At 36.1% G+C, this 21,712-nt stretch carries 17 protein-coding genes and 1 other RNA gene; 3 read left to right on the top strand and 15 right to left on the bottom strand.

The window, feature by feature from the left end:
• Positions 1 to 1,199 (top strand): IS66 family transposase (gene tnpC, locus B5D15_RS10060; RefSeq protein ID WP_078696994.1); only part of this gene is annotated, 1,199 nt, incomplete at its 5' end.
• 219 nt (positions 1,200 to 1,418) lie between these two features.
• On the opposite strand, the gene B5D15_RS10055 is transcribed toward tnpC, so the two are convergent.
• From B5D15_RS10055 to B5D15_RS10020, 8 genes are all read right to left on the bottom strand, one after another.
• The gene (locus B5D15_RS10055) at positions 1,419 to 4,133 is read right to left on the bottom strand and encodes a cation-translocating P-type ATPase (protein ID WP_143287282.1); all 2,715 of its coding nucleotides are present in this window, start codon (positions 4,131 to 4,133) and stop codon (positions 1,419 to 1,421) included.
• Between the two features lie 235 nt (positions 4,134 to 4,368).
• The gene (locus B5D15_RS10050; protein WP_078696992.1) at positions 4,369 to 4,716 is read right to left on the bottom strand and encodes a VOC family protein; all 348 of its coding nucleotides are present in this window, start codon (positions 4,714 to 4,716) and stop codon (positions 4,369 to 4,371) included.
• A gap of 186 nt (positions 4,717 to 4,902) precedes the next feature.
• Positions 4,903 to 6,183, bottom strand: a complete 1,281-nt coding sequence (locus B5D15_RS10045; protein ID WP_078696991.1) for an SLC13 family permease — start codon at positions 6,181 to 6,183, stop codon at positions 4,903 to 4,905.
• Between the two features lie 78 nt (positions 6,184 to 6,261).
• Positions 6,262 to 7,170, bottom strand: a complete 909-nt coding sequence (dapA, locus tag B5D15_RS10040) for a 4-hydroxy-tetrahydrodipicolinate synthase (protein WP_078696990.1) — start codon at positions 7,168 to 7,170, stop codon at positions 6,262 to 6,264.
• Positions 7,171 to 7,331: 161 nt separating this feature from the next.
• Positions 7,332 to 8,492 carry a sialidase family protein gene (locus B5D15_RS10035; protein WP_078696989.1) on the bottom strand — a complete coding sequence of 387 codons (1,161 nt, stop codon included), beginning with the start codon at positions 8,490 to 8,492 and terminating at the stop codon, positions 7,332 to 7,334.
• Between the two features lie 165 nt (positions 8,493 to 8,657).
• Positions 8,658 to 9,710: a 4-hydroxythreonine-4-phosphate dehydrogenase PdxA gene (gene pdxA, locus B5D15_RS10030; protein WP_078696988.1), complete on the bottom strand. Its 1,053-nt coding sequence runs from the start codon at positions 9,708 to 9,710 to the stop codon at positions 8,658 to 8,660.
• A 77-nt stretch (positions 9,711 to 9,787) separates the two neighbouring features.
• Positions 9,788 to 10,948 (bottom strand): iron-containing alcohol dehydrogenase, encoded by a 1,161-nt coding sequence (locus tag B5D15_RS10025; RefSeq protein WP_078696987.1) that lies wholly within the window; start codon positions 10,946 to 10,948, stop codon positions 9,788 to 9,790.
• A gap of 1 nt (position 10,949) precedes the next feature.
• A complete protein-coding gene (locus B5D15_RS10020; RefSeq protein WP_078696986.1) occupies positions 10,950 to 12,221 on the bottom strand; it encodes a four-carbon acid sugar kinase family protein in 1,272 nt (423 codons plus the stop codon).
• Positions 12,222 to 12,481: 260 nt separating this feature from the next.
• Here B5D15_RS10020 and B5D15_RS10015 point away from each other — a divergent pair, with 260 nt between their 5' ends.
• Together B5D15_RS10015 and B5D15_RS15450 are read left to right on the top strand one after the other, a co-directional pair.
• A complete protein-coding gene (locus B5D15_RS10015) occupies positions 12,482 to 14,269 on the top strand; it encodes a sigma-54-dependent transcriptional regulator (RefSeq protein ID WP_078696985.1) in 1,788 nt (595 codons plus the stop codon).
• A 109-nt stretch (positions 14,270 to 14,378) separates the two neighbouring features.
• Positions 14,379 to 14,516: a hypothetical protein gene (locus tag B5D15_RS15450; RefSeq protein ID WP_179122258.1), complete on the top strand. Its 138-nt coding sequence runs from the start codon at positions 14,379 to 14,381 to the stop codon at positions 14,514 to 14,516.
• A gap of 16 nt (positions 14,517 to 14,532) precedes the next feature.
• Here the strand turns inward: B5D15_RS15450 and B5D15_RS10010 are convergent, their stop codons facing one another.
• The 7 genes from B5D15_RS10010 to B5D15_RS09980 form a co-directional block, all read right to left on the bottom strand.
• Positions 14,533 to 15,132, bottom strand: coding sequence for an SIR2 family NAD-dependent protein deacylase (locus tag B5D15_RS10010; RefSeq protein ID WP_078696984.1), 600 nt, complete (start codon positions 15,130 to 15,132; stop codon positions 14,533 to 14,535).
• Positions 15,071 to 15,496, bottom strand: a complete 426-nt coding sequence (locus B5D15_RS10005) for a hypothetical protein (protein ID WP_078696983.1) — start codon at positions 15,494 to 15,496, stop codon at positions 15,071 to 15,073. Before B5D15_RS10005 ends, B5D15_RS10010 begins: the two co-directional genes overlap by 62 nt.
• Before the next feature lie 317 nt (positions 15,497 to 15,813).
• Positions 15,814 to 16,164, bottom strand: a transfer-messenger RNA (tmRNA) gene (ssrA, locus tag B5D15_RS10000).
• A gap of 3 nt (positions 16,165 to 16,167) precedes the next feature.
• Positions 16,168 to 16,629 (bottom strand): SsrA-binding protein SmpB, encoded by a 462-nt coding sequence (gene smpB, locus B5D15_RS09995; RefSeq protein WP_078696982.1) that lies wholly within the window; start codon positions 16,627 to 16,629, stop codon positions 16,168 to 16,170.
• Positions 16,630 to 16,736: 107 nt separating this feature from the next.
• Positions 16,737 to 18,866, bottom strand: coding sequence for a ribonuclease R (gene rnr / locus B5D15_RS09990; RefSeq protein WP_078696981.1), 2,130 nt, complete (start codon positions 18,864 to 18,866; stop codon positions 16,737 to 16,739).
• A 171-nt stretch (positions 18,867 to 19,037) separates the two neighbouring features.
• On the bottom strand, positions 19,038 to 19,688 hold the full coding sequence (locus tag B5D15_RS09985) for a DUF4867 family protein (protein WP_078696980.1): 651 nt from the start codon (positions 19,686 to 19,688) through the stop codon (positions 19,038 to 19,040).
• Between the two features lie 13 nt (positions 19,689 to 19,701).
• Positions 19,702 to 21,705, bottom strand: coding sequence for an alpha-glucosidase (locus tag B5D15_RS09980; protein ID WP_078696979.1), 2,004 nt, complete (start codon positions 21,703 to 21,705; stop codon positions 19,702 to 19,704).
• Positions 21,706 to 21,712: the final 7 nt, after the last annotated feature.

Genomic DNA, 21,712 nt, shown 5'->3' with positions numbered 1-21,712 from the left:
TTTTAAAATATAAGAAAGCGGAGCTTTATATTGAAGAACATGTAACCTACAGCTACGCTTGTAAGTCATGTAAAAAAACAGATGATAATACAAATATTATTACAACTAAAGCCCCAAACTCATTTCTTTATAAGAGTATGGCATCTCATGAACTTCTAAGCCATGTTATAAATATTAAATATCAATATGCAATGCCTCTTTACAGACAAGAGGCCTATTTTGATATGCTTGGCGTAAGCCTTTCAAGGCAAACATTATCTAATTGGATAATAGGTGCTGCTAATGAGTTTGAAATAGTCTATAAAGTAATGAAGGAAAGTCTTTTAAAAAGCCATTACATTCAGGCTGATGAAACGACTTTAACAGTTGTTGATTCTAAGGGTGAAGATACTAAATCTAAAAAATACATGTGGCTTTATAGGACTGGGGAATCTGAACATACTATTATTTTATATGACTATCAAAGAACCAGATCCAGTACCTGTCCTAAAGAATTCTTAAAAGGATTTACTGGAGTGCTTCAAACAGATGGTTATCAAGGATACAACTCTGTAGAAAATGTGAAGCACATTTATTGCCTTGCTCATATACGGCGAAAATATTTTGATATAGTTTCAAAATTAGAAGGCGAAGCCCTATTAAATTCAAGAGCTGTTATAGGGTTTAATTTTTGCGAGCAACTTTACAAAATTGAAAAAGAACTAAAAGAAAAATATCAAGGTAGTGATGATTTCTATAAAAAGCGTTATGAAGTAAGGCTTGAAAAATCAGCACCAATCATTGAAGAATTCATAAAGTATGTTGATATAGAATTAAAAAATGCTCTTCCAAGAAGTCCTTTAGGACAGGCTCTTGAATATAGCAAAAAGTTACTGTTAGGCTTTAGAGAATTTTTGACTGATGGCTCCCTGGAGATCGATAACAATGGAGCCGAGAGAGCAATAAAGCCTTTTGTTATTGGAAGAAAAAATTGGCTTTTATGCAATACGCAAAAGGGAGCTAAGGCAAGTACAATTCTCTATAGCATAGCAGAAACGGCTAAATCAAATGATTTAAATGTTGAAAAGTATTTAACTTATCTTATGGATGTGCTTTGTAATTTGGACAAGAAAGATACAGCTACGCTATTAAAATACATGCCATGGTCAAAAGAGCTCCCTGAAGAATTAAAGCTTCAAAATAAAAATATTCATATTTAAAAGACTAAAATATCCAGTAGAAGGCTTTGCAGCTTACTCTACTGGATTTATTTTATCAAAGGATAAATAATTAATGAACACGGGAATTTTTTGACGCTTACCCCATAGCGGACTTTCACCGCCAAGCTGTCGTCTATACCGGGTGCACATAAAAAGCCTTGAAGCTCTTCTCTCAAGGCTTTTATCTTTAAAAAATGTGATATGACATATGTAACACCTTTAAGCTAACTTCCTGCATATTACCTTATACAACTCACCTGTAATAAATGGCAGTAAACATGGTATTAGGATTATCGACAGATCTAAGGGATGAAGATATATTGTTCCAAAAATTGGTCTCAGGAAAGGAACATATACTACAACAGCCATCAATGCAAATGAAATGAACAGTGCCCAGTTCAATATTTTGTTAGAGAATAATCCAAGCTTGAATACGATATATCGCTCTGAACGGCTGGAAACAGACATAACCAGCTCAGCACATACCAATACCGTAAAGGCATATGTCCTTGCATATGCAAGATGATCTTTATTATTCATAAAATCTGGATATTTATTTAAAGCAAATAAATATATGGACAGAACCGCTATAGTGAGCATAATACTTTGAACAATAATATTTATTATCATGTGCTTGTTTAAAATTGGTTCGTCAGCTTTTCTAGGCTTCATGTTCATTATATCAGGATCACCTTTTTCAGTACCAAGTGCTAAAGCCGGGAAGCTGTCTGTTACAAGATTCAGCCATAAAAGCTGTATTGGCGTTAAGGGCAGAGGCAGCCCTACAAGTATGCTTGTAAATATTATCAGTATTTCAGCTACATTACAAGAGAGCAGGAAGTATACAAACTTTCTTATATTGCTGTATATAATTCTTCCTTCTTCTACTGCCGAAACAATACTTGAGAAATTATCATCAGTAAGTATAATGTCAGATGTCCCCTTTGCAACATCTGTTCCAGTAATACCCATTGCCACACCAATATCAGCACGTTTCAAAGCCATTGCATCATTTACACCATCACCTGTCATTGATGTGATGTGTCCATTTTTCCTAAGTGCGTCAACTATACGTACCTTATGCTCAGGAGAAACTCTTGCATAAACACTTGTATTTTCAACACTCTTTATAAGTTCTTCATCAGACATATTTTCCAATTCCTGCCCTGTTAATACTCCATCGCCATCCTTCATAAGTTTTAAATCCTTTGCAATGGCAACGGCAGTATCCTTATAATCTCCTGTAATCATAACAGGCTTTATTCCTGCTTTTCTGCAGACTTCTATAGCAGCTTTAGCTTCAGCCCTTGCAGGATCTATCATTCCCATAAGTCCTACAAATATCATATCATTTTCTATATTTTCAGAGGATATATCCTCAGGCAAATCAGTATATTGACGATATGCAAATGCGAGAACTCTCAGAGCTGCATTTGCAAAGGAACTGTTTGCTTCATGTATTTCCTTTCTCATTTGATCAGTAAGATTAATAATCTGCCCATTTGAAAATACTTTTGTACATTTTTTAAGGACTATATCGGGTGCACCCTTTGTGAATGAAGCAATACCATTGTTAAAATTCTTATGAAAAGTAGTCATCATTTTTCTATCAGAATCAAAAGGTATTTCTGCTGTACGGGGGTAAATGCCGCTTATTTCCTCTTTCATAAAACCGGCTTTTGCCCCAGCTACAATCAATGCACCTTCAGTTGGATCTCCAAGTATTCCCCAGTTATTATCTTCCTTTTTAATAAGGGAAGCATCGTTACATAGAGCACCAATCAATAGCAATAATTTTATATCTTCACTATCTTTAGGATTAAATTTATTTTCATTTCTATCAACAAACTCTCCAGAAGGATTATATCCCTGCCCGGTAACTTTTACTTTCTTCCCTCCTGCATAAAGACCTACAACTGTCATTTCATTTTGTGTCAATGTACCTGTTTTATCTGAGCAGATAACATCTACACAGCCAAGGGTTTCAACAGCCAGAAGCTTCCTGACGATGGCGTTTCTGCCTACCATTCGTTTCATACCAAGAGCAAGAACTATTGTAACAACGGCAGGAAGGCCTTCAGGAATTGCAGCCACTGCAAGGCTTACTGATTCCATAAACATCTGCATTATGTTGCCACCTCGTAAAAAGCCAAGAACAAACACAACGACACAAACACCAAGGCATATTACGCCAAGCCATTTTCCCAATTGATCCAAATTATGCTGAAGAGGAGTTTCTTCATCTTCAATATTCTGTATTTTATTCGCTATTTTACCGATTTCAGTATTATGGTTTGTACCAATAACAACCCCTTTGCCTCGGCCATAAGTAACTATTGTACTCATGTACCCCATATTAACCCTGTCACCGAGTCCAACCTCTCCTTCGAAAATTCTTTGTGCATTCTTTTCTACAGAAACCGACTCTCCGGTTAATGAAGCTTCTTCAACTTTAAGGTTTATACTTTCAATAATTCTGATATCGGCAGGAATTATATCTCCTGTTTCGATAACTATTATATCTCCCGGAACAAGCATCCTTGCAGGAACTACTTCAATTTTCCCATTTCTTAAAACCTTGGCATTGGGAGCAGCCATTTTCTTTAAGGCTTCCAGCGCCTTTTCAGCCTTGCCTTCCTGAATGACTCCAAGTACCGCATTCACAATAACAATTGCGATGATTACCATTGAATCTGCTACTTCGCCTATACAAGCTGAAATAATACTTGCAATAATAAGTATAATTACCAAAAAATCCTTTAACTGATCAATTATTTTTTGAAGCAGTGTTTCATTATCTTTTTCCTTTAATTCATTAAATCCATATTTTTGAATACGATCATTGACTTGTTCCATTGTCAGACCATAATCAATGGTAACTGACAGCTCTTCTTCTACTTCTTTGACTGTTTTATTGTACCATTCTTGATTCATAATTTTCCCTCATCTTTACAAGTTATAATATCTTACTGCGCAGTACTATACATTTTGAAGTGTTCTTAAGCAGCAAGTTCAAATTCAAGCCTTTTGTGAATAACATAATTTACAAGGCTTCCTAAATGGCAATAGTATTTATCCAAAAGTACAAAGTACATTGGGATAGTCAAAGCCCTCAAACTCTGGAAGCTTGTATTTATAAATGCTAAAGTTGTTTAAACTGCTTTTACCGTTATTTCTGCATAATATGGATGGCAAAGCCGCCAAACTCGCCGTCTAAATAAACATTCTTCAGTTTACCATCCTCAAAATATGCAGCAGTATCCATGTTGAAGGAGAAGCCTTTCTCTTTCAACTCTTCTACAGCAGCTGTTAAATCAGGTGTACGCATAGCGATATGACCGTTTGCACCCAGAAATGGTGCCTTCATACACTCAAAGTAAGGGCCGGCGAATTCGGACTTTTGTCCGTGACGAGGCTCCAGATTAAACATCATGCTAAGAAGCTGAGTTAGTTTTTCTGCCTCATCAGCATTTGGGGTGTTAATGCCTATATGTTCTAGTTCAAATTTACTATTCATAATCATACCTCTTTCTCAAAATTTTGTAATATTATCCGTTTTATATAAATTGGATGTTTTTTTGCACATATTGAATACGTTCAGTCACTGCTTATTTTGTAGCATTTTACTTGTCGTAAGGCATAAGAGAGACCATAAATCTCTCTTATGCAATAAGGGTATAAATTCATTTAAGTAATTTTGAGCTTACATTGGAAAAATCAATACAGCTGCAACTGTCAAAGCAATTAAACGGATGAAATACATTGGAATTGTGTATTTCCAAAATTCTGTTAGCTTATACTTACCAATTCCCATTACCATAGCTGGCATACCATCAATTGGTAAGAAATGACCGTTCCAGCCTGAAATTACGATTGCTGCAGCGGCAGCAGTTGGATTTAGCCCCAGACTCATACAAGTAGCAATAGCCATAGGTGCAAATACATACACAGTACCTAAAGTGGATCCTGTAAGGGTTGCTAGTACACTTGTCAGCACACAGAAAGTAAAGATTAGTATAAAAGGACTAACGTTAGTACCAAGCATATTAGCCACAGTTTTACCAACTAAAGCAGTTAAGCCTGTACTTCCAAGAGCATCGGCAACACCAATAACACCAGCAGTCATCAAAATAATTGGAGCACCGATGTTGTTACGAACTTCATTGAAATTCAAAACACCTATAACTAAAACCAAACATGCAGCTAAACCAGGAATCATATATGCTGCGTTGCCAAATTTACTTTGAAGAATCATGCCAGCAACAGCTGCCAAAAAGGCTGCATACGTTGTATATTCTTTCCATTTTGGTAAATCGTAAACTGTTTCTTGCACTTTATCGTTTCCACTTTTTGTATCTTCAACGTTTTTGTTAGGTAGAACTTTATAACCAATTAAAGCCCATGCTATATAAGCTAATGAAAGCATTAAGTTTAAAATAGAAAATTTTACTAAGTTAACTTTGGTAATAGCTGAACCAGCAGCTTCTAAAACTGCAATAACAACACCATATTGTAATGTTACGTTTACAGGAATTAGTGGATGGTTACATGCAAAACCGGCAGCAGCAATAACTTTACCACGTGGTAGCTTGTCAGTATACTGTATAGTAGATAATATACCTAAAGTGAGAACGTAGAATGCAGTTGAACCTGTACCGAATATACTGCAAGCTAACATAACTATAATAAATAACAGAACATAGGCCTTATAGCCACCATGGTTAGCCATTTTTAAAATTGTTCTTCTAAATGCACCAATAAAGCTAGTTTTTTCTAGAGCAGCTACAATTGCCATGAAAGAAGCAAGCATAATAACAGTAGCGTTAGAAAAACCTCCAAAAGCAGTCTTGATATCTGTTACTCCAAAAAGAACCATTAGCAGGCATGCAAGAAGTGGAGGTGCACCGAAGGGAAGCTTGTCCGTCATGATTAAAATAACCATGAATAAAGTAATAGAAAGGGCAATAATCATTGGAATAGTCATTTCTTTTATCTCCTCTCTTTTATTTAAAAAAATTTTTTCGCAGTTAGGGACAATTTTATAAATTAAAACGTTCTCTTACTATCGCATCCCTTTGTCAGTGTTTTCTTTCAAAACTTGTTTTAGTGCGTCAATGCCTTCGTCACATAGGTAATTAAATGGACGGCGACAGTCTCCAACAGGGTAACCCAGCAAAGAAACAGCCTTTTTAACAACAGTGTTAGGGTTTCCATATTTGAATACAGCACGGAAGGAGGCGATGGAGTCCTGAGCTACTTTAGCTTCTTCCAGCTTACCAGCCTTAAATAATTCATATATAGATACCAGAACATGAGGATATACATTAGCGCATCCAGCGATTCCACCTGCGCCGCCTGCTTCAAGGCAAGATAAAATTAGTGAATCGTTACCGGAGAGAACACGGAAGTCTTTGTCCAAGTCTTTTGTAAGGTCGATGTAGGCAAGCAAGTTATTCCAGTCGCCGCTGGAATCCTTAACACCCATTATCACATCTACATCCTTAGCCAATTTTGCAACGGTTTCAGGAAGCAATTTGTTGCCTGTACGTGCTGGAATATTATACAACACGATTGGAATATCTACATGTTTAGCAATTTCCACATAATGGTCGTAAAGTTCTTTTTGTGAAGCAACAGCAAAACTGGGAGTGATAATGGATAGCACATCTGCGCCAAGTTCTTGAGCCTTCTTGCTTATACGAATGGTATCAGCAGTAGAAATACATCCAGTACCTGCGTATACAGGAACACGTCCTTTTACTTGATCGATGGTAGCCTCAAGGATCTGAATTTTTTCATTTTCGCTTAGTATGTAACCTTCACCGTTAGTTCCAAATGTGAACAAACCATGAACGCCACCTTCCAACAGCCTTTCAATCTGGTTACACAGCTCCTTCAGATTAATCGATTCATCTGGATTCATAGGGGTTAATATAGGTGGGATAATGCCTTTTAATTCAACATTCTTCATAATAACGTTCTCCCTTTCTATTTGTTTAATAATTTATATGATTTCAAATTTGTTGTCTTCAGTATGGATGTCATGTATTCCATGAAGTTTTCTCCATTTAATTAGACGTGGGGCATTTTTATTTTATAAATATTAAATATTTTCAAATCATATATATTCTCTTAGCGAATCTGGGCAGCTGTAGGATTATAGAGTCCCACCCTCTCCCTCTTTTTCCCCAATACATCCTGTTCGGTAAAGCGAACATATTTTATTCCAAGACGAGTATGAGATGCATAAGATAGATGTAGTGTTCCGTCAGCAGATTGCATTAGATACGGATACTCGTACTGACGATTATTGGTTCTATTTTCATCGCCCATAAAACCCTCTCCTCTTTCAATCCAACGTACAATAGGAAAAGTCAGACCGCCGTCCTCAGAAAGAGCTACCGCCACCGGGCAACGCAGACCAGGCCAAGCAGCCTTGCCAGGATGAGGATCTGGTGTAGATGTCGGGTTGTATGCAATTGCTATGCGGCCACTCTGCAATCTTATTGCGCTTATGCTGGAATTATTGTTTGGAAGTGGGGTTGGTACTGGTTCGCTCCAAGTCTCGCCCCAATCAAAGGACTCGCTGCGGTGAATTCGGTAAGCCTCTCGATTGCGCATAAAAGCAACAAGATGTCCGTTTTCCAACTCAACCACATTGGCGTGAACATGACCATTACTCTTGGGCATCATGACCATCTTCCAAGTCTTTCCCTCGTCGTCAGAGATACGGAAGGCGGTAGGATCTCCAGACAGCCCATCTTCTGAATCAGTGCACAGCCAGTTTGAAAAAATCCAACGTCCGTTGGACAATACCTGTATTGGCTGACGGCAGAATGTCCCCTCCTCTGGGAAAATCGTCTCATATGGTCCCCAAGTCTTACCGCCGTCGTAACTCTTTTGACAGCGAACCACAGCTGTATACTGCATGTTATCCTTGCCTTCCTGTCGGTCTAGCTGGGCGGTGTACATGCACCAAATGGCATTATCAGGACCATAAAACAATGACGGGTTCTGCTCACTGCGAGTAGGATCGTTAGATATTTCTACTGGCGGCAACCAGGCCGGTGCATCCTTAGGCAGTCTAGAGCAGATGATGTGGATATCTGCACTGCCCTCGTAGGTACCTGCAAACCAGCAGCATAGCAGGTCGCCATTAGGCAGTTCCAGCATTGCCGGTGAATGTGCAGTAGGGTATCCTCCCGTTGGCAGCAGTGCCTCCAACGTTCCCATGTCATCATTTTGGTAGATGGTACCATCCCATGTCAGACCAGGTAGCTTTGCGTATTGCATATTGTTCTCCTCCTAATTTAAAATTTATAATCATTTGTTAAATACTTGAACTTATTAGCTTTACTTTATTTGTAAATGAATTTTGTCTGCTTGTAGTAAAAATTGTTAGTTAATATGTCTAAGAATTGAATTTATGTTCAAACTTCTAAAAACTACGAAAACTTTTCATAGATTACATTTGTTTTGTGCCAGTTTAATCGCATAATCCAAAGCATTTACAAGGCTAAGTTCGTTAGAAGTACCTTTACCTGCCTGGTCGAAACCTGTACCATGATCCACGGAAGTTCTTATAATGGGAAGCCCTAATGTTACGTTTACCCCCTCCACTTCTTTCCACTTCTTGAGTTCTCTATCATATACGAATCCCACTGTTTTTAGTGGAATATGCCCTTGATCGTGATACATGGCAACCACAATATCATACCATCCGCCAAGTGCTTTAGGGAATAAACTATCCGGAGGAATTGGCCCATCCACATTTATATCTTCAGCCTGTGCTGCTTTGATGGCAGGAATTATCTCATCTATTTCTTCCCTTCCAAACAGACCATTTTCACCAGAATGAGGATTGAGTCCGGCAACAGCTACACGAGGCTTTAAAATTCCCATTTCCCTGCAAGCTTTATCAGCAATTCTTATAACTTCAAGTACACGATCCTTTTTAACACGATCGCAGGCTTCTCTAAGAGAGCAGTGAGTTGATACATGAACCACCCTCAGGTCGTGATGTGCAAGCATCATAGTATATTTTTTCGTATTTGTATATTTAGCATAAATTTCAGTGTGGCCATCAAAATGCAGTCCTTTAGGAGCAAGTGCTTTATTCATCGCTTCCTTATTGAGTGCATTAGTACATGTAGCATCTATTTCGCCTTTCATGGCCAGCTCAATCACCTTTTTAACACATAAAAAAGCTGCCATACCGCACATTTCAGAAACCTTTCCATATTCAAACTTATCAGGATCAATAAGATCCATATGAAATACGTCAATAGTTCCATATTCAAATAATGCCTCAGAAACTTGTGAAATTCTATGGATCTTTATTTCTGGATGCCCTAAGATAGCAGCAGCCTTTTCAAAGATCATAGCATCACCAACAACTATAGGTCGGCATCGCTCATATATATCTTTGTGTAAAAGTGCCTGAACCGTTATTTCCGGTCCATTTCCAGCAGGATCACCCATAGTAATGCCAATTTTCGGTAAGTTAAACATTTCTATCTCCCCTTAAATCCGAATGATTAACATGATAATTTCTTTAACTTCGCATGTTTTATTATAAGACAACTCTGTTAAAGGATCTCCTTATATAATGCACGAGCATCTTCATTGGTAACTTTGCGCATATTATTATTTAAAAGTCTCGTAACCTGCATGCCTGCGTTCACAAGAGTTTCTAAATCAGATGCTGGTACTCCAAATACAGAAAGGCTGGTTGGTATGTCTAAATGCTTAACTATTTCTTCCAATTTATTGATTATAAATGCGCTTTTTTCTTCCACAGTTATGCATTCTTTTTTATTATGAACACAGCGGTCGTATACTGCAGCAAATTTTTCACGACACACCGGTTCATTGAATCTCATGACAGGCGCCAAAAGAATAGCATTTGAAACGCCGTGTGGAATATGATATTTACCGCCAAGAGGATAACTTAAAGCATGAACTGCAGTTGTTCCCGAAGCAGTAATTGCAACACCAGCGTAAAAGCTTGCAATTTGCATTTTGTTCTTTGCTTCCATATCTTCAGGAGAATCACAAGCTTTAATGATATTATTAAGAATCATGTCTAAAGCTTCCAAAGCAAAAATATCACTGAAAGGATTTGCCTTATTACTGGTAAAGCATTCAATTGCATGTGCTAATGCATCTACCCCAGTTGAAGCTGCAATTTTCCTAGGTAAATTTTTGATCATAACTGCATCCAGAATAACATAATCTGCAATCATGTTATCATTAACAATGCCGACTTTTAACTCTTTCTCAGGTACTGCTACAATAGCATTGGGTGTAGCTTCAGCTCCAGTTCCGGCCGTTGTAGGTATCATTAAAGTCTTTACACATTTCTCTGCAAGGTCAGGACTGTTCAACAATTCATTAATGCTATATTGATTTGTTGCAAGTACACTGGCCAGCTTTGCAGTATCCATAACGCTGCCGCCGCCTACTGCCATTATAAAATCAGCCCCACTTGCTTTAAATTGATCAACAAGCTTTTGGGCTTGACCATATGTAGGCTCAGGCGGCAAATCATCAAGCACAACTGTTTCAGCTCCAGACTGTTCTATTATTTTCATTGGGTAGTTTAGAAGACCTGCATCTTCAATTCCCTTATCCGTAAAAATTGCCAATTTTTTGACCTGATTCTCTCTAAGGATTGCTATTATGTTTTCCAGGGCATTCTCACCACTGTATACTGCATGCGGTATTTTGAGATTGTATTTTTCAAGCATTTTATACTCTCTTCCCTTCGTTTAATTTTGATAACATTTTAACCAAATCGCTAAACATCGTTTCCTGACCGAAGCCTCCGGATTTTGAAATAACATTTAATGTTTTTCCGTTATACTCAAGTTGTGAGAGCACAACTCCACACTCCATTTCGCAAATAGGAGAAATTACCTTAATCCCAGCCTGACGTACAAAACCTATAAGAGAATCACCGCCTATGATAAAGATGGTACTTTCAAGTCCGTTATCAATCAGCCTTTTCAAAATAATTCCTATGGCAGATACAATATATGTACGCATTTGTTCTAAGGTAATTCCTTTTTTCTGTGCATAAATGGCTGTACTTTCAACATTTTCTCTATCGTTTGTATCAAGGATAACAATATCATTCTCTTTACAGGAATCATATATTTTCTCAATAAATACATCTGCACTGCTACTTTCTGCCCAATCAGGATACAGTTTTTGCTCCGGAGTGAGCCGAAAACGTGGTGCGCCTTTTCGTTCAGCATCATCGCATTGAGCAACTGAAACAGGATTAACACTTCCACATACAACAAGTATGCTATCTTTTATTTCAGGCACTCGGCGCTGTTCTCCACCAAGTTGCAGCATTTTCGGCAGCATGCAGGCAAACCCCGCACAGCCAGCTATCAGGTGAATTTCACCTTTTCTTACTAACTCAACTGCAATATTCTCAAGATCCTGATTGCAGCTTGAATCGTAAACCAGTATACCTTCTGCGGATGAACAGGTTTCCGGAATGTCAGTACCAATAATATGGGTTTCGATTTCAGATTGAGTAGCAATAATTTCTTTAATATCTGAATAACGAACCGGATCAAATGGATCATTTCCGAAAACACTTTGCGCTATGGGAACACCATTTACATAATGGATTCCATTTACCGTAGTACGTCCCATTTGCGGAAATGCAGGTATAAAGTGGATGTGTCTTTCTCCACTTGCCTTCAATACTGCGGTAAGTTCTACACCAATATTTCCACGCAAGGCAGAATCAGTTTTTTTATAAATATAAGGAATACCGATTTTTCTTGCTTCTTGTACAATTGAGAATACAATTTGATAAGCTTCTGTCTTGTCTAAATGACGAGTCTCCGTATCAATTACCAATACCTCTATGTTGGAAGATATTTTTGTGTAATCGATTTTAGAATCAACCATAATATAGGTTCTGGCGCCTTTTTCAGCAAACTGCACACCTGTATCCAGTGCCCCTGTAAAATCATCTGCAATTATCAATAGTTTAACCATGTAGTGCCCCCTTAAATTAATTCGCTGATTTCATCTGTTCAAAACTGAAATACCGTTAAGTTTTCCCACTGGCTATTCAGGTTTTTTCTCTTGATGTGATTATTGTACTAAAACTCGAAATGATGTTAAACGAAAATAGTTTTATTTTTCGTTTAATTTTGAAACATCAGTCAAAAAATATTGTGTTTTTTGTAATTATGTTATAATATTATTGTTATAGTGTTTCATTTTTATACACTCTTAGTAAGGAGCGAGGAAAAATGCCTTCAAAAATACGAATTTTAGCTATTGCACCTTATGCCAGCATGGAATCTTTATTGATCAAACTTGCAGAAGAGTACCCTAATATAGACATGACTATTGCAATTGGCGATTTAAAAAAAGGTGTCGAAATTGCGCAAACTAATTTCCATACAAACTTTGATGTCATTATATCGCGAGGTGGTACTGCTAAATTAGTTCAACAATTTGTTTCACTGCCTGTAATTGAAATCAAAACATCTGCCTATGATATTTTGCGCACTTTAAAATTATCAGGTGCTGGAATTAGAAAAGTTGCGGTTGTTGGATTCTCAAATATTACAGAAGAGCTCTTGTCTTTAAAGGAGATGCTTCCATATAACATTGATGTGTTTACTATCAATTCAACAGAAGAGGCCATTGCCATTTTACAGCAATTAAAAAATGCTGGTTATCATGCTATCCTTTGCGATATGATTACCTATATGACTGCCCGAGGACTCGGCATGAATGCATTTTTGATTACATCCGGTATTGAAAGCATTCGTGATGCGTTTAATACTGCTATCCTGTATTGTAGTAACTATAGCCATCTAAGAGATGAAAATCACTTCTTAAGGCAGCTTATTCAGGGTAGAGACTCCCACACAGTAGTTTTCACTAGTGATGGAAAGCTATTTTATTCTACTGTTTCAGAAGATGATACTATTATTTTAGATATTCTACATGAAAAAATAAGCCAAGTACCTACCAAAGGAAAACGTCGCTTTTTATCCAGACAAAACAATCTGCTTTATTCTATTCAAGCCCAACGAATAGTTTCAAATGAATCAGAATATGTAGCATTCTATTTTACAGTCAGTAAGCCACCTTTAGCCGGCAACAAATGCGGCATCAATTACTACAATTACAAAGAAGTAGAAAATATATATTTTAATAGTACTTATAGTGTAATGGATTCCATCGCACAAATTGATAATATTATTGATCAAGTAAATCAAAACAACTATCCTGTAATTATTTTAGGCGAGGAAGGTACAGGAAAAGAGCAAATCGCCAAAGCCATATATTTGCGCAGTTCCATGAAAAATCAACCATTTATCCAAATTGACTGCGATCTGTTAAGTGACAAAATATGGAATTATCTTTTAAATCATCATAATTCTCCCTTATGCGGTGCAGGCAATACTATTTTTATTAAGAGTGTAAATTCTCTAAGCGAGCAGCAGCAAAAACAGCTTTTGATTGCTATAACAGATATGGAGATTTGCAAGAGAAATAGAGTCATTTTTTCATGTATAAGTAACTCCGAAGGAACGTTTGATTCAAATGCAATGACATTTGTAAATCGCCTGCACTGCTTCATAATCACTCTTCCTGCATTGAGAAACGATCCATCACGTATAGATTCAATTGTAAACCTTTATCTTAACAGACTGAATATAGATTTGGCAAAACAAATTTTAGGTGTTTCTCAAGACGCAATGGAAATGCTACGCAATTTCGACTGGCCATTTAATTATACACAATTAAGCCGAGTCATGAGAAACCTCGTTATAATGGTGACCGAACCATATATTAATTCTGATGATGTGCAGGAAGCCCTAAATAAAGAGCGAACCATTACTGCTGCTTCTATTCATGCAAAAGATTCAACAAAGCCTCTTGATCTATCCCGACCGCTCAGTGAAATCAATAAAGAAATTGTAACTATGGTGCTTGAAGCGAAAAATGGCAATCAAAGCAAAGCCGCTGAAAGCCTTGGAATAAGCCGAACTACACTATGGCGTTTAATTAAATCTCAATAGTTATTCTTCAAATTATTTTGTTTAAAACACAAAATTAATTCTTACAAGATATCCAGCTGTTATTGTAAATAAAATTCAGGACGATTTTTTCCCCACCTGAAGCGGACCTATGTTAATATATTGGTATGAAGGAACATTTACCTACTTCCCATCGGGCAGTTTAGCTTATTCTGTTCAAAAATTCCCAGATTCTTTTCTTATGGGAGTAGAGTATAACAAGAAAGGTGACGTTATTAAAGTATATTAGCGTAAGAAAAAAATAACTATTTAAAAACACTTTGTAAAAACTTAGGAACATTCTCTTCTGCTTTATCATTTATTATAGTCACATTAATTCCTGCAAATTTTGCTCTGTTTACAAGTTCTGTCGCAGTTGATGTGTAAAATGATGTTCCAACAACAAGCAGTTCATCAGCTGAACCTATAAGATCTATCGCATTGAAAAATAAAGGGATTGTATCCCCATAAAGGACAACATTAGGTTGAAATAAGGTTTTGCAGTCATTACAATAAATCGTCTTTTTAACTATATCAAAATCATATAGCTTATTGCATTTAGGGCATTTAACAAATTCTAAATTCCCATGAATTTCAATAACATTTTTACTGCCAGCTTTTTTATGCAGTCCATCAATGTTCATTGTAATTATTGGAATATTATATTTTGCAAGAGCAATATGAGCAGGGTTAGGCTCTGCTCTTTCTATTTTTTCTTTCATTTCAATTAATATTTTATAAAACTCTTCTGGACTATTTTCAAAAAATGACCTGCTTAGCTTTTCTCTTAAGTTTCCCATTTCATTAAATGTTGGAATACCACTTGCTTTTGATATGCCAGCACCCGTTAAAGCTACAAGGTTCATAAGTTAACCCCCCTATACTTTTTTTACTCTCAAAGTAAAAGTCTTCATAAAAATTCTCTTCTGCTGCTTTAGAACCACCTGTCAATTTCATAATAAACCCAGGGTCTATAGTAAGGCTTCTACACAATCTTGTGCTTCCTGAAAAGCCTTCATCTCTGTTAATCCTGCCATTCTCGCCGTTCTGAATGTTCCCAAGAAGGTTAAAACTACTCCCCTCACGTCCGTATCTGTTTCCTCCATCATTTGAAGGCAATAGTTTATCAACTTCTTTTTCGTTTCTGGTGTTATTTTTATCCCCAACTTCTCGATTATTCTCTGTAAATCCTACCTGGTGTATTGTTTCACTTCCATTTTCATTACTCATTTCTTCTCTATTATATGGATTTAAAGGCGTTTCATCTGCAACTGTTCCGTCAGCTTAAATGTAACCATGTTTTTATTTCTGAGCGTTATCCAATTATAGTTTGGATATGCTCATTATAATCTTTGACTATTTCTTTGTGCTAATGGGGTGAATATCCTTTTAACAATAACAATCATTATATCTTTTCTACTTAAAATTTTATTCTCCTTCAAATTTTTTGAAATAGATAAAATTTTTTTGCTCCCAATTTCCTACCAAAGAAAAAAGCCCTGATTTCTCAAGGCTTCTATCTATCGTATCAATATGTTGTTCAAATTTGGTGGAGGCGAGGGGAATTGAACCCCTGTCCGAAAGCAAAGAAACTCAGGCATCTCCGAGTGCAGTCTTTGTTTTGGCATTCCCTCTCCTAAGCGCCCAAAGACAGGCTCTTAGGTTCAGTAGCTTCATAAATTCCGTTCTCTACGCAAAGCTTAGTAGAGCTCGGTACCCCACTGTCGACGCCAGACTCTGAGCCGTGGGCCTCTCAGGCTGACGCGCTGCAGCTTAGGCAGCGAATGCTAAATTATCGTTTGCGTTTATATTTAATTCCCAGTTTTTTAACGAGGCACCAGGATCCTCGACTCGCTTCCTAAATCCCTATTACCCCCGTCGAAAGCCAAAACGCCCCCGCATTATCTATAAATCTCTTTGAAGTGTTTTTCAACTTCTCTTTGGGCATCGCGCTTTGCTATATCTTCACGTTTGTCATAGAGCTTTTTACCCTTTGCAAGGGCAAGTTCTACTTTAACAAGTCCTCTAATCTGATACAGTGCTATTGGAACTAAAGTATAACCTTTTTGTGAAACATAACCAGATAACCTTCTTATCTCGCTTTTATGCATAAGAAGCTTTTTAGGTCTTAAAGGATCTCTGTTAAAAATATTGCCTTTTTCGTAGGGGCTTATATGCATGTTATAAACATAAATCTCATTATTTTTAATTTCTGCATAACTGTCCTTAAGGTTTGCTTTCCCAAGTTTCACTGATTTGACTTCTGTTCCAAACAATTCAATACCAGCTTCATAGGTTTCTTCTATAAAATAGTCATGTCTTGCTTTTCTATTCTCAGCAAGGTTTTTTCTTTCAGTTCCCATAGTATCACACCATCAATCATAGAGTAGATTAATATTATATCATAAATATCCCTAATGTCAATATATCATAGAATCATCTCTTTGTCAAAGCCCATCCCCCTTAAAAGTTACTCTTCTTCCCCTTCAACTAATGTAAAGTCTATGGTTCTGCTGTCAATATCAGTTTTTACAACCTTAACCTTCACTTTATCTCCGAGCCTGTATACCTTTTTAAACTTTTCTCCTATTAAAGTATAGTGTTTCTCATCATATATATAGTAATCATCATCCATATTGCTCATATGAACGAGACCTTCTATTGTATTAGGAAGTTCAACAAACATTCCAAAGGATGTAACCGAGGATATAACTCCATCATATACTTCCCCTATTCTCTCTGACATATACTCAACCTTTTTAAGATCGTCAGTTTCCCTTTCAGCCTCCTGAGCTAATCTTTCCATATCGCTTGACTGTTTTGAAGCTTTTTCAACAAATTTGCTGTACTTTTGCATCTTCTTTTCGTCTATCCTGCCGTTTATATAATCCTTTATAATCCTATGTATTGTAAGATCTGGATACCTTCTGATAGGCGATGTAAAATGGCAGTAGTATCTCGATGCAAGACCAAAATGTCCTGTAGATTCTGGGGAGTATCTTGCCTGCTTTAAAGAACGCAAAAGAAGAGTATCTATAATAACCTGCTCAGGTTTATCTTTTACAGCATTTAAGACCTCCTGCAAAACCTTTGGATGCATATCCGCTACAGGCTTTAAATAATAACCAAGGTTATATATAAATTCGCTGAAAACCCTTATTTTTTCTTCATCAGGGTTTTCGTGTATTCTGTATACAAAAGGAATCCCCGCCCAGTACATATATTCAGCAACGGTTTCATTGCAGACAATCATAAACTCTTCAATTATTCTGTTTGCTATTTCCCTTTCATAGGGCTTAATTTCAACAGGTCTTCCCTTTTCATCTAATATTATTTTACATTCTTCAAAATCAAAATCCAGCGCCCCTCTTTGCATCCTCTTGTTATAAAGTATTTTGCATAGTTCCTCCATTAACTTAAAATCTTCATAAAGGTAATCATATCTTTTTATAGTATCCTCATCTTTATCCCTTAAAATCTTAGTAACATCGGTATAGGTCATTCTTTCGCTGGTTTTAATAATACTTTCAAATATTTCATGCTCAACTACTTTACCTGTAGAATCTATTGTCATAACACAGGATAGAGTTAACCTGTCAACCTTAGGATTTAAGCTGCAAAGACCGTTTGAGAGCTTTTTAGGAAGCATAGGAATAACCCTGTCAACAAGATAAACGCTTGTTGCCCTTTCAAATGCTTCTTTATCAAGAGGGGATTTTTCTTTAACATAATATGTAACATCAGCAATATGTACTCCAAGTCTGTATTTTCCGTTTGGAAGTTTTTCTATAGATACCGCATCATCGAGATCCTTTGCATCTTCACCATCGATTGTAACTATTTTTAAATTTCTTAAATCTCTTCTTCTATTTATTTCCTTTTCAGGTATTTCCTCGGAAATCGACTCTGCATACTCTTCAACTTCTTCCGGAAATTCTTCAGGTAGATTGTATTTTTTAATAATAGATAATATATCTACTCCCGGTTTATCCTTATTCCCAAGAATCTCTATTATTCTTCCTTCAGGGTTTCTTCTATTCTCAGGCCATTTTGTCACTTCAACAACAACTTTATACCCCGTTTTAGCACCATTCATGTCAGCTTTTGGTATGAATATATCCTGATAAATCCTTTTATCATCTGGAATTACAAAGCCAAAATTCTGGCTCTTTTCAAAGGTTCCAACGACTTTGTTGTTTGCCCTTTTTAATATTCTTATAACTTCCCCTTCAACCCTTTTATTTGCAGTTCTTTCCTTTAATATTTTTACTATTACCCTGTCGTTGTTCATCGCGCCGTTCATGTTTTCCCCGGATACATAAATATCTTCAATCCCAACATCATCAGGAATTAAAAATCCATACCCTTTGGGGTTCCCCTGAAGTTTTCCAACTACAAGATTCATCTTCTCTAAAATCCCATAGCGATTCTTCCTCGTCTTAACTATCAAGCCCTCCTCTTCCATTTCATCAAGTATTTTATAAAAGGTCTTAAGCTCTTTAAAATCAACATCGAAAATATTTGATAGTTCCTCAGCTGTCATTGGCTTATAGGCCTCTTCCTTCATAAAGGCTAATAATTTGTCCTTAATAATACTCATGCGTTCACTCTCCTACTTTATGCAATTATTTTTTCTATGTGTATTTTATATTAATATTAAACATATTATTCTTATTTTTCCTATTTGCCTAATAATAATTCAAAATTCAATAAATGTCAAAGATAATAAAAACCCGGAAATGTTCAGTTTAAACATAACCGGGTTTTTATTTTATAAAATTATCTCTATGTTTTCACCTTTTAATCCTATATATGCTCCTCTATCAATAAGCCTTTTATTATCTTCATGGCATAAAAGCCATTTATTCCTTGCAAATAAAATCTTTGATTCCTCATCGCAAAGATTAATTTCTTCTGTCAAACTCATATTTGTTCCCTTTGGAAGAATAACAATGCACTTAAATCCATCTTTAAAGGTTTTAATAGGCGAAAAATGAAGGGTTGTTGAATAAAGCTCAATTGCTGTCCCTTTATTGATAAAAAAGGCTTCAACGTTTTTTGTTTCATAAGAATTATTAACTATATCCCTTATATCTCCTAAAAGCAATATCATATCCGTAGCTGCTACATCAATTTCACTGCTCTTATGATATTCGAGGGCGTTGAGTTTAGAGTTTTTGCCATTGCAGTAGCCAAATTGAACATCTATATCCCCATAAAAAAACTTTTGAATTTGTTTTTTTATTCGAAGCTTTTCAAGATTTTCATCTGAAGCAACATAGATGTTTCCTTCTGCTGGTATTTGAGTTTTATATTCTAAATACTCAATTGCCTCTTTAAAATCGTATCCTTCAATTATTCTTCCATACTTTTTAAATTCTAAAGATTTAATATCGTGAATTTTAATACCTTCTTTTTCCATATAAATTACCTTCCTAAATCATGCTTATATTCTTAAAAAGCTCTTCATATTTTGAATTCTTTTTATAAAATACTGGAGGATAGCCTATTGGGGATTCAACCTCAATATAGCCTCCATCGTATTCATTTTTGCTCCAGAGATGAACCCACTTATCTCTTGGAAGATATGCCTTCCAAGAGCTCTTTGAGCTTTCATAAACCGGAGCAACTATTAAATCATCCCCAAGCATATATTCATATTTTAAATCATATAAATTTTTATCCTCTTCATAATTTAAAAACAGCGGTCTCATTACAGGTATCCCATAATTTGCATTTTCAATAAGTGCTTCCTTTATATATGGTTTTAGCATAGAGTGTATTTTAGTCATTCTCTCAAAATGTTTTAAAGTTTCTTCATCGGAATCAAACTGCCAATTATCAGCTGGTCTGTTTCCTTCATGGGTTCTCATAATAGGAGTAAATGCAGCAAAATCCGTCCATCTTAAAAGAAGTTCCTTGCTTCTTTTCATATCAAAGAGGGTTGTATATCCTCCAATATCGCTGTGGTGTATTCCCATGCCTGACATGCCAAGGGATAGAGCTGCTACTATTACAGAGGCAAGTCCATCATCAATACTCCAGTCAACGTTTTGATCCCCTGCCCAGGTAATAAGATTATATCTTCCGCATCCTGAATAACCAGCTCTCATGAAGAATATTATCTCTTCTGTCTTTCCTGCCTCCTCAATAGCTTCCCTGTTAACCTTTGCCCAAAGAACAGGCCATAGATTGTGCATTTTTTCTCCGCTTATATTATTATAAAGCTTAACATCGATTGGCAAATACTCTCCAAAATCTGCCATCCATCCAGAAATTCCAAAATCAATCATGTATTTTTTAATTATGCCTTTATACCAATTAAATGCATCAGGATTGGTTAAATCAACAATTCCAACATAAAATTCCCCAGCATCTATTACATATTCGCTTCCATCATTTCTTTTAACTATATATCCTTTTTCCGCAGCTTCTTTGTATAAAGAACCATCCGTTGCAAGATAGGGATTTATATAGCCAAGAAATTTTATTCCCTTTTCATTTAACTCTTTAATATATTTATCAAGACCTGGATATAAATTCTTATCCCAAATCCAATTCCACATAAGCCTTTTCCCGAAGGAAGTAATCCTTTTACCCTCCCAATCCTGACACCAGACTCCAGTAACTTTAATTCCGCTCTTTAATGCCCTTTCAACCTTACCCTTTACAACATCAGTTCCACCCTGTATTCCAAGACATATACCCTCTATTACCCAGTCAGGTAAAACTGTCTGTCTTCCTAAAAGCTGAGTTAAATTCTGTAATAATATTTTATAATTATTCTCTGCCCCGAAGTATATTCTATTAGGGACGTTCCAAATTTCAAGTTCATGATAATTTTCATTAGTAAAATCAAAATTCATATAGGTACTTTCATCAACATGGCAAAAATATTTTTTATTTGATATAAAGGTTGGCTGAGGATAAAAGGTTGAATAATAATCTCCTCCAGCATCATCATAAATATCAGCAAGTGCAGTTATTAAAGTTTTTTTATTTCTTCCAACCCCCTGCTCTGTTGTAAATAGAGGGAACTTTTTACCCCTTAAATCAAAATATGAAAATTGCTCTCCACAGCCATAAACATGTTCATCAGACTCCGCAGCAATCCTTATCCAGATCCTATTTATATTCCTGCTGTAATCAGTAAAGTTAACTAAAAGATTACTTTTATTCTCCTCAATACATAAATTTACATAACAAATATTATTTCTACTTAGCTTAATATCGACTTTATTGTTTTCTTGTTCTATTTCATAATCCAAAAGAGCAATTTTTTCAACTAAATAGTCGCTTATTTTAAAGTTACCTCTGTACATATTGTAATCTGCTATGCCTGTACCAACATACATAAAAGGCTTATCTTTTGAATGGGAAATCAAATCTATTCCTTTATATGTTATTTTAAATCCATTTTCAAACTTTAATATTTCCATAGGCCCC

The organism is Caloramator quimbayensis (assembly GCF_900167605.1).
In the GTDB taxonomy this organism is placed as follows: domain Bacteria; phylum Bacillota; class Clostridia; order Clostridiales; family Caloramatoraceae; genus Caloramator_B; species Caloramator_B quimbayensis.
The sequence above is the reverse complement of the archived record's forward strand: the minus strand, read 5'-3'. Positions and strand labels throughout refer to the sequence as shown.

Excerpts from the sequence above, each read along its gene's own strand:
- B5D15_RS10055 (WP_143287282.1), bottom strand. The coding sequence starts at position 4,133 with ATGAATCAAGAATGGTACAATAAAACAGTCAAAGAAGTAGAAGAAGAG.
- B5D15_RS10050 (WP_078696992.1), bottom strand. The coding sequence starts at position 4,716 with ATGAATAGTAAATTTGAACTAGAACATATAGGCATTAACACCCCAAAT.
- B5D15_RS10045 (WP_078696991.1), bottom strand. The coding sequence starts at position 6,183 with ATGACTATTCCAATGATTATTGCCCTTTCTATTACTTTATTCATGGTT.
- dapA (WP_078696990.1), bottom strand. The coding sequence starts at position 7,170 with ATGAAGAATGTTGAATTAAAAGGCATTATCCCACCTATATTAACCCCT.
- B5D15_RS10035 (WP_078696989.1), bottom strand. The coding sequence starts at position 8,492 with ATGCAATACGCAAAGCTACCTGGTCTGACATGGGATGGTACCATCTAC.
- pdxA (WP_078696988.1), bottom strand. The coding sequence starts at position 9,710 with ATGTTTAACTTACCGAAAATTGGCATTACTATGGGTGATCCTGCTGGA.
- B5D15_RS10025 (WP_078696987.1), bottom strand. The coding sequence starts at position 10,948 with ATGCTTGAAAAATACAATCTCAAAATACCGCATGCAGTATACAGTGGT.
- B5D15_RS10020 (WP_078696986.1), bottom strand. The coding sequence starts at position 12,221 with ATGGTTAAACTATTGATAATTGCAGATGATTTTACAGGGGCACTGGAT.
- B5D15_RS10015 (WP_078696985.1), top strand. The coding sequence starts at position 12,482 with ATGCCTTCAAAAATACGAATTTTAGCTATTGCACCTTATGCCAGCATG.
- B5D15_RS15450 (WP_179122258.1), top strand. The coding sequence starts at position 14,379 with ATGTTAATATATTGGTATGAAGGAACATTTACCTACTTCCCATCGGGC.
- B5D15_RS10010 (WP_078696984.1), bottom strand. The coding sequence starts at position 15,132 with ATGAACCTTGTAGCTTTAACGGGTGCTGGCATATCAAAAGCAAGTGGT.
- B5D15_RS10005 (WP_078696983.1), bottom strand. The coding sequence starts at position 15,496 with ATGAGTAATGAAAATGGAAGTGAAACAATACACCAGGTAGGATTTACA.
- smpB (WP_078696982.1), bottom strand. The coding sequence starts at position 16,629 with ATGGGAACTGAAAGAAAAAACCTTGCTGAGAATAGAAAAGCAAGACAT.
- rnr (WP_078696981.1), bottom strand. The coding sequence starts at position 18,866 with ATGAGTATTATTAAGGACAAATTATTAGCCTTTATGAAGGAAGAGGCC.
- B5D15_RS09985 (WP_078696980.1), bottom strand. The coding sequence starts at position 19,688 with ATGGAAAAAGAAGGTATTAAAATTCACGATATTAAATCTTTAGAATTT.
- B5D15_RS09980 (WP_078696979.1), bottom strand. The coding sequence starts at position 21,705 with ATGGAAATATTAAAGTTTGAAAATGGATTTAAAATAACATATAAAGGA.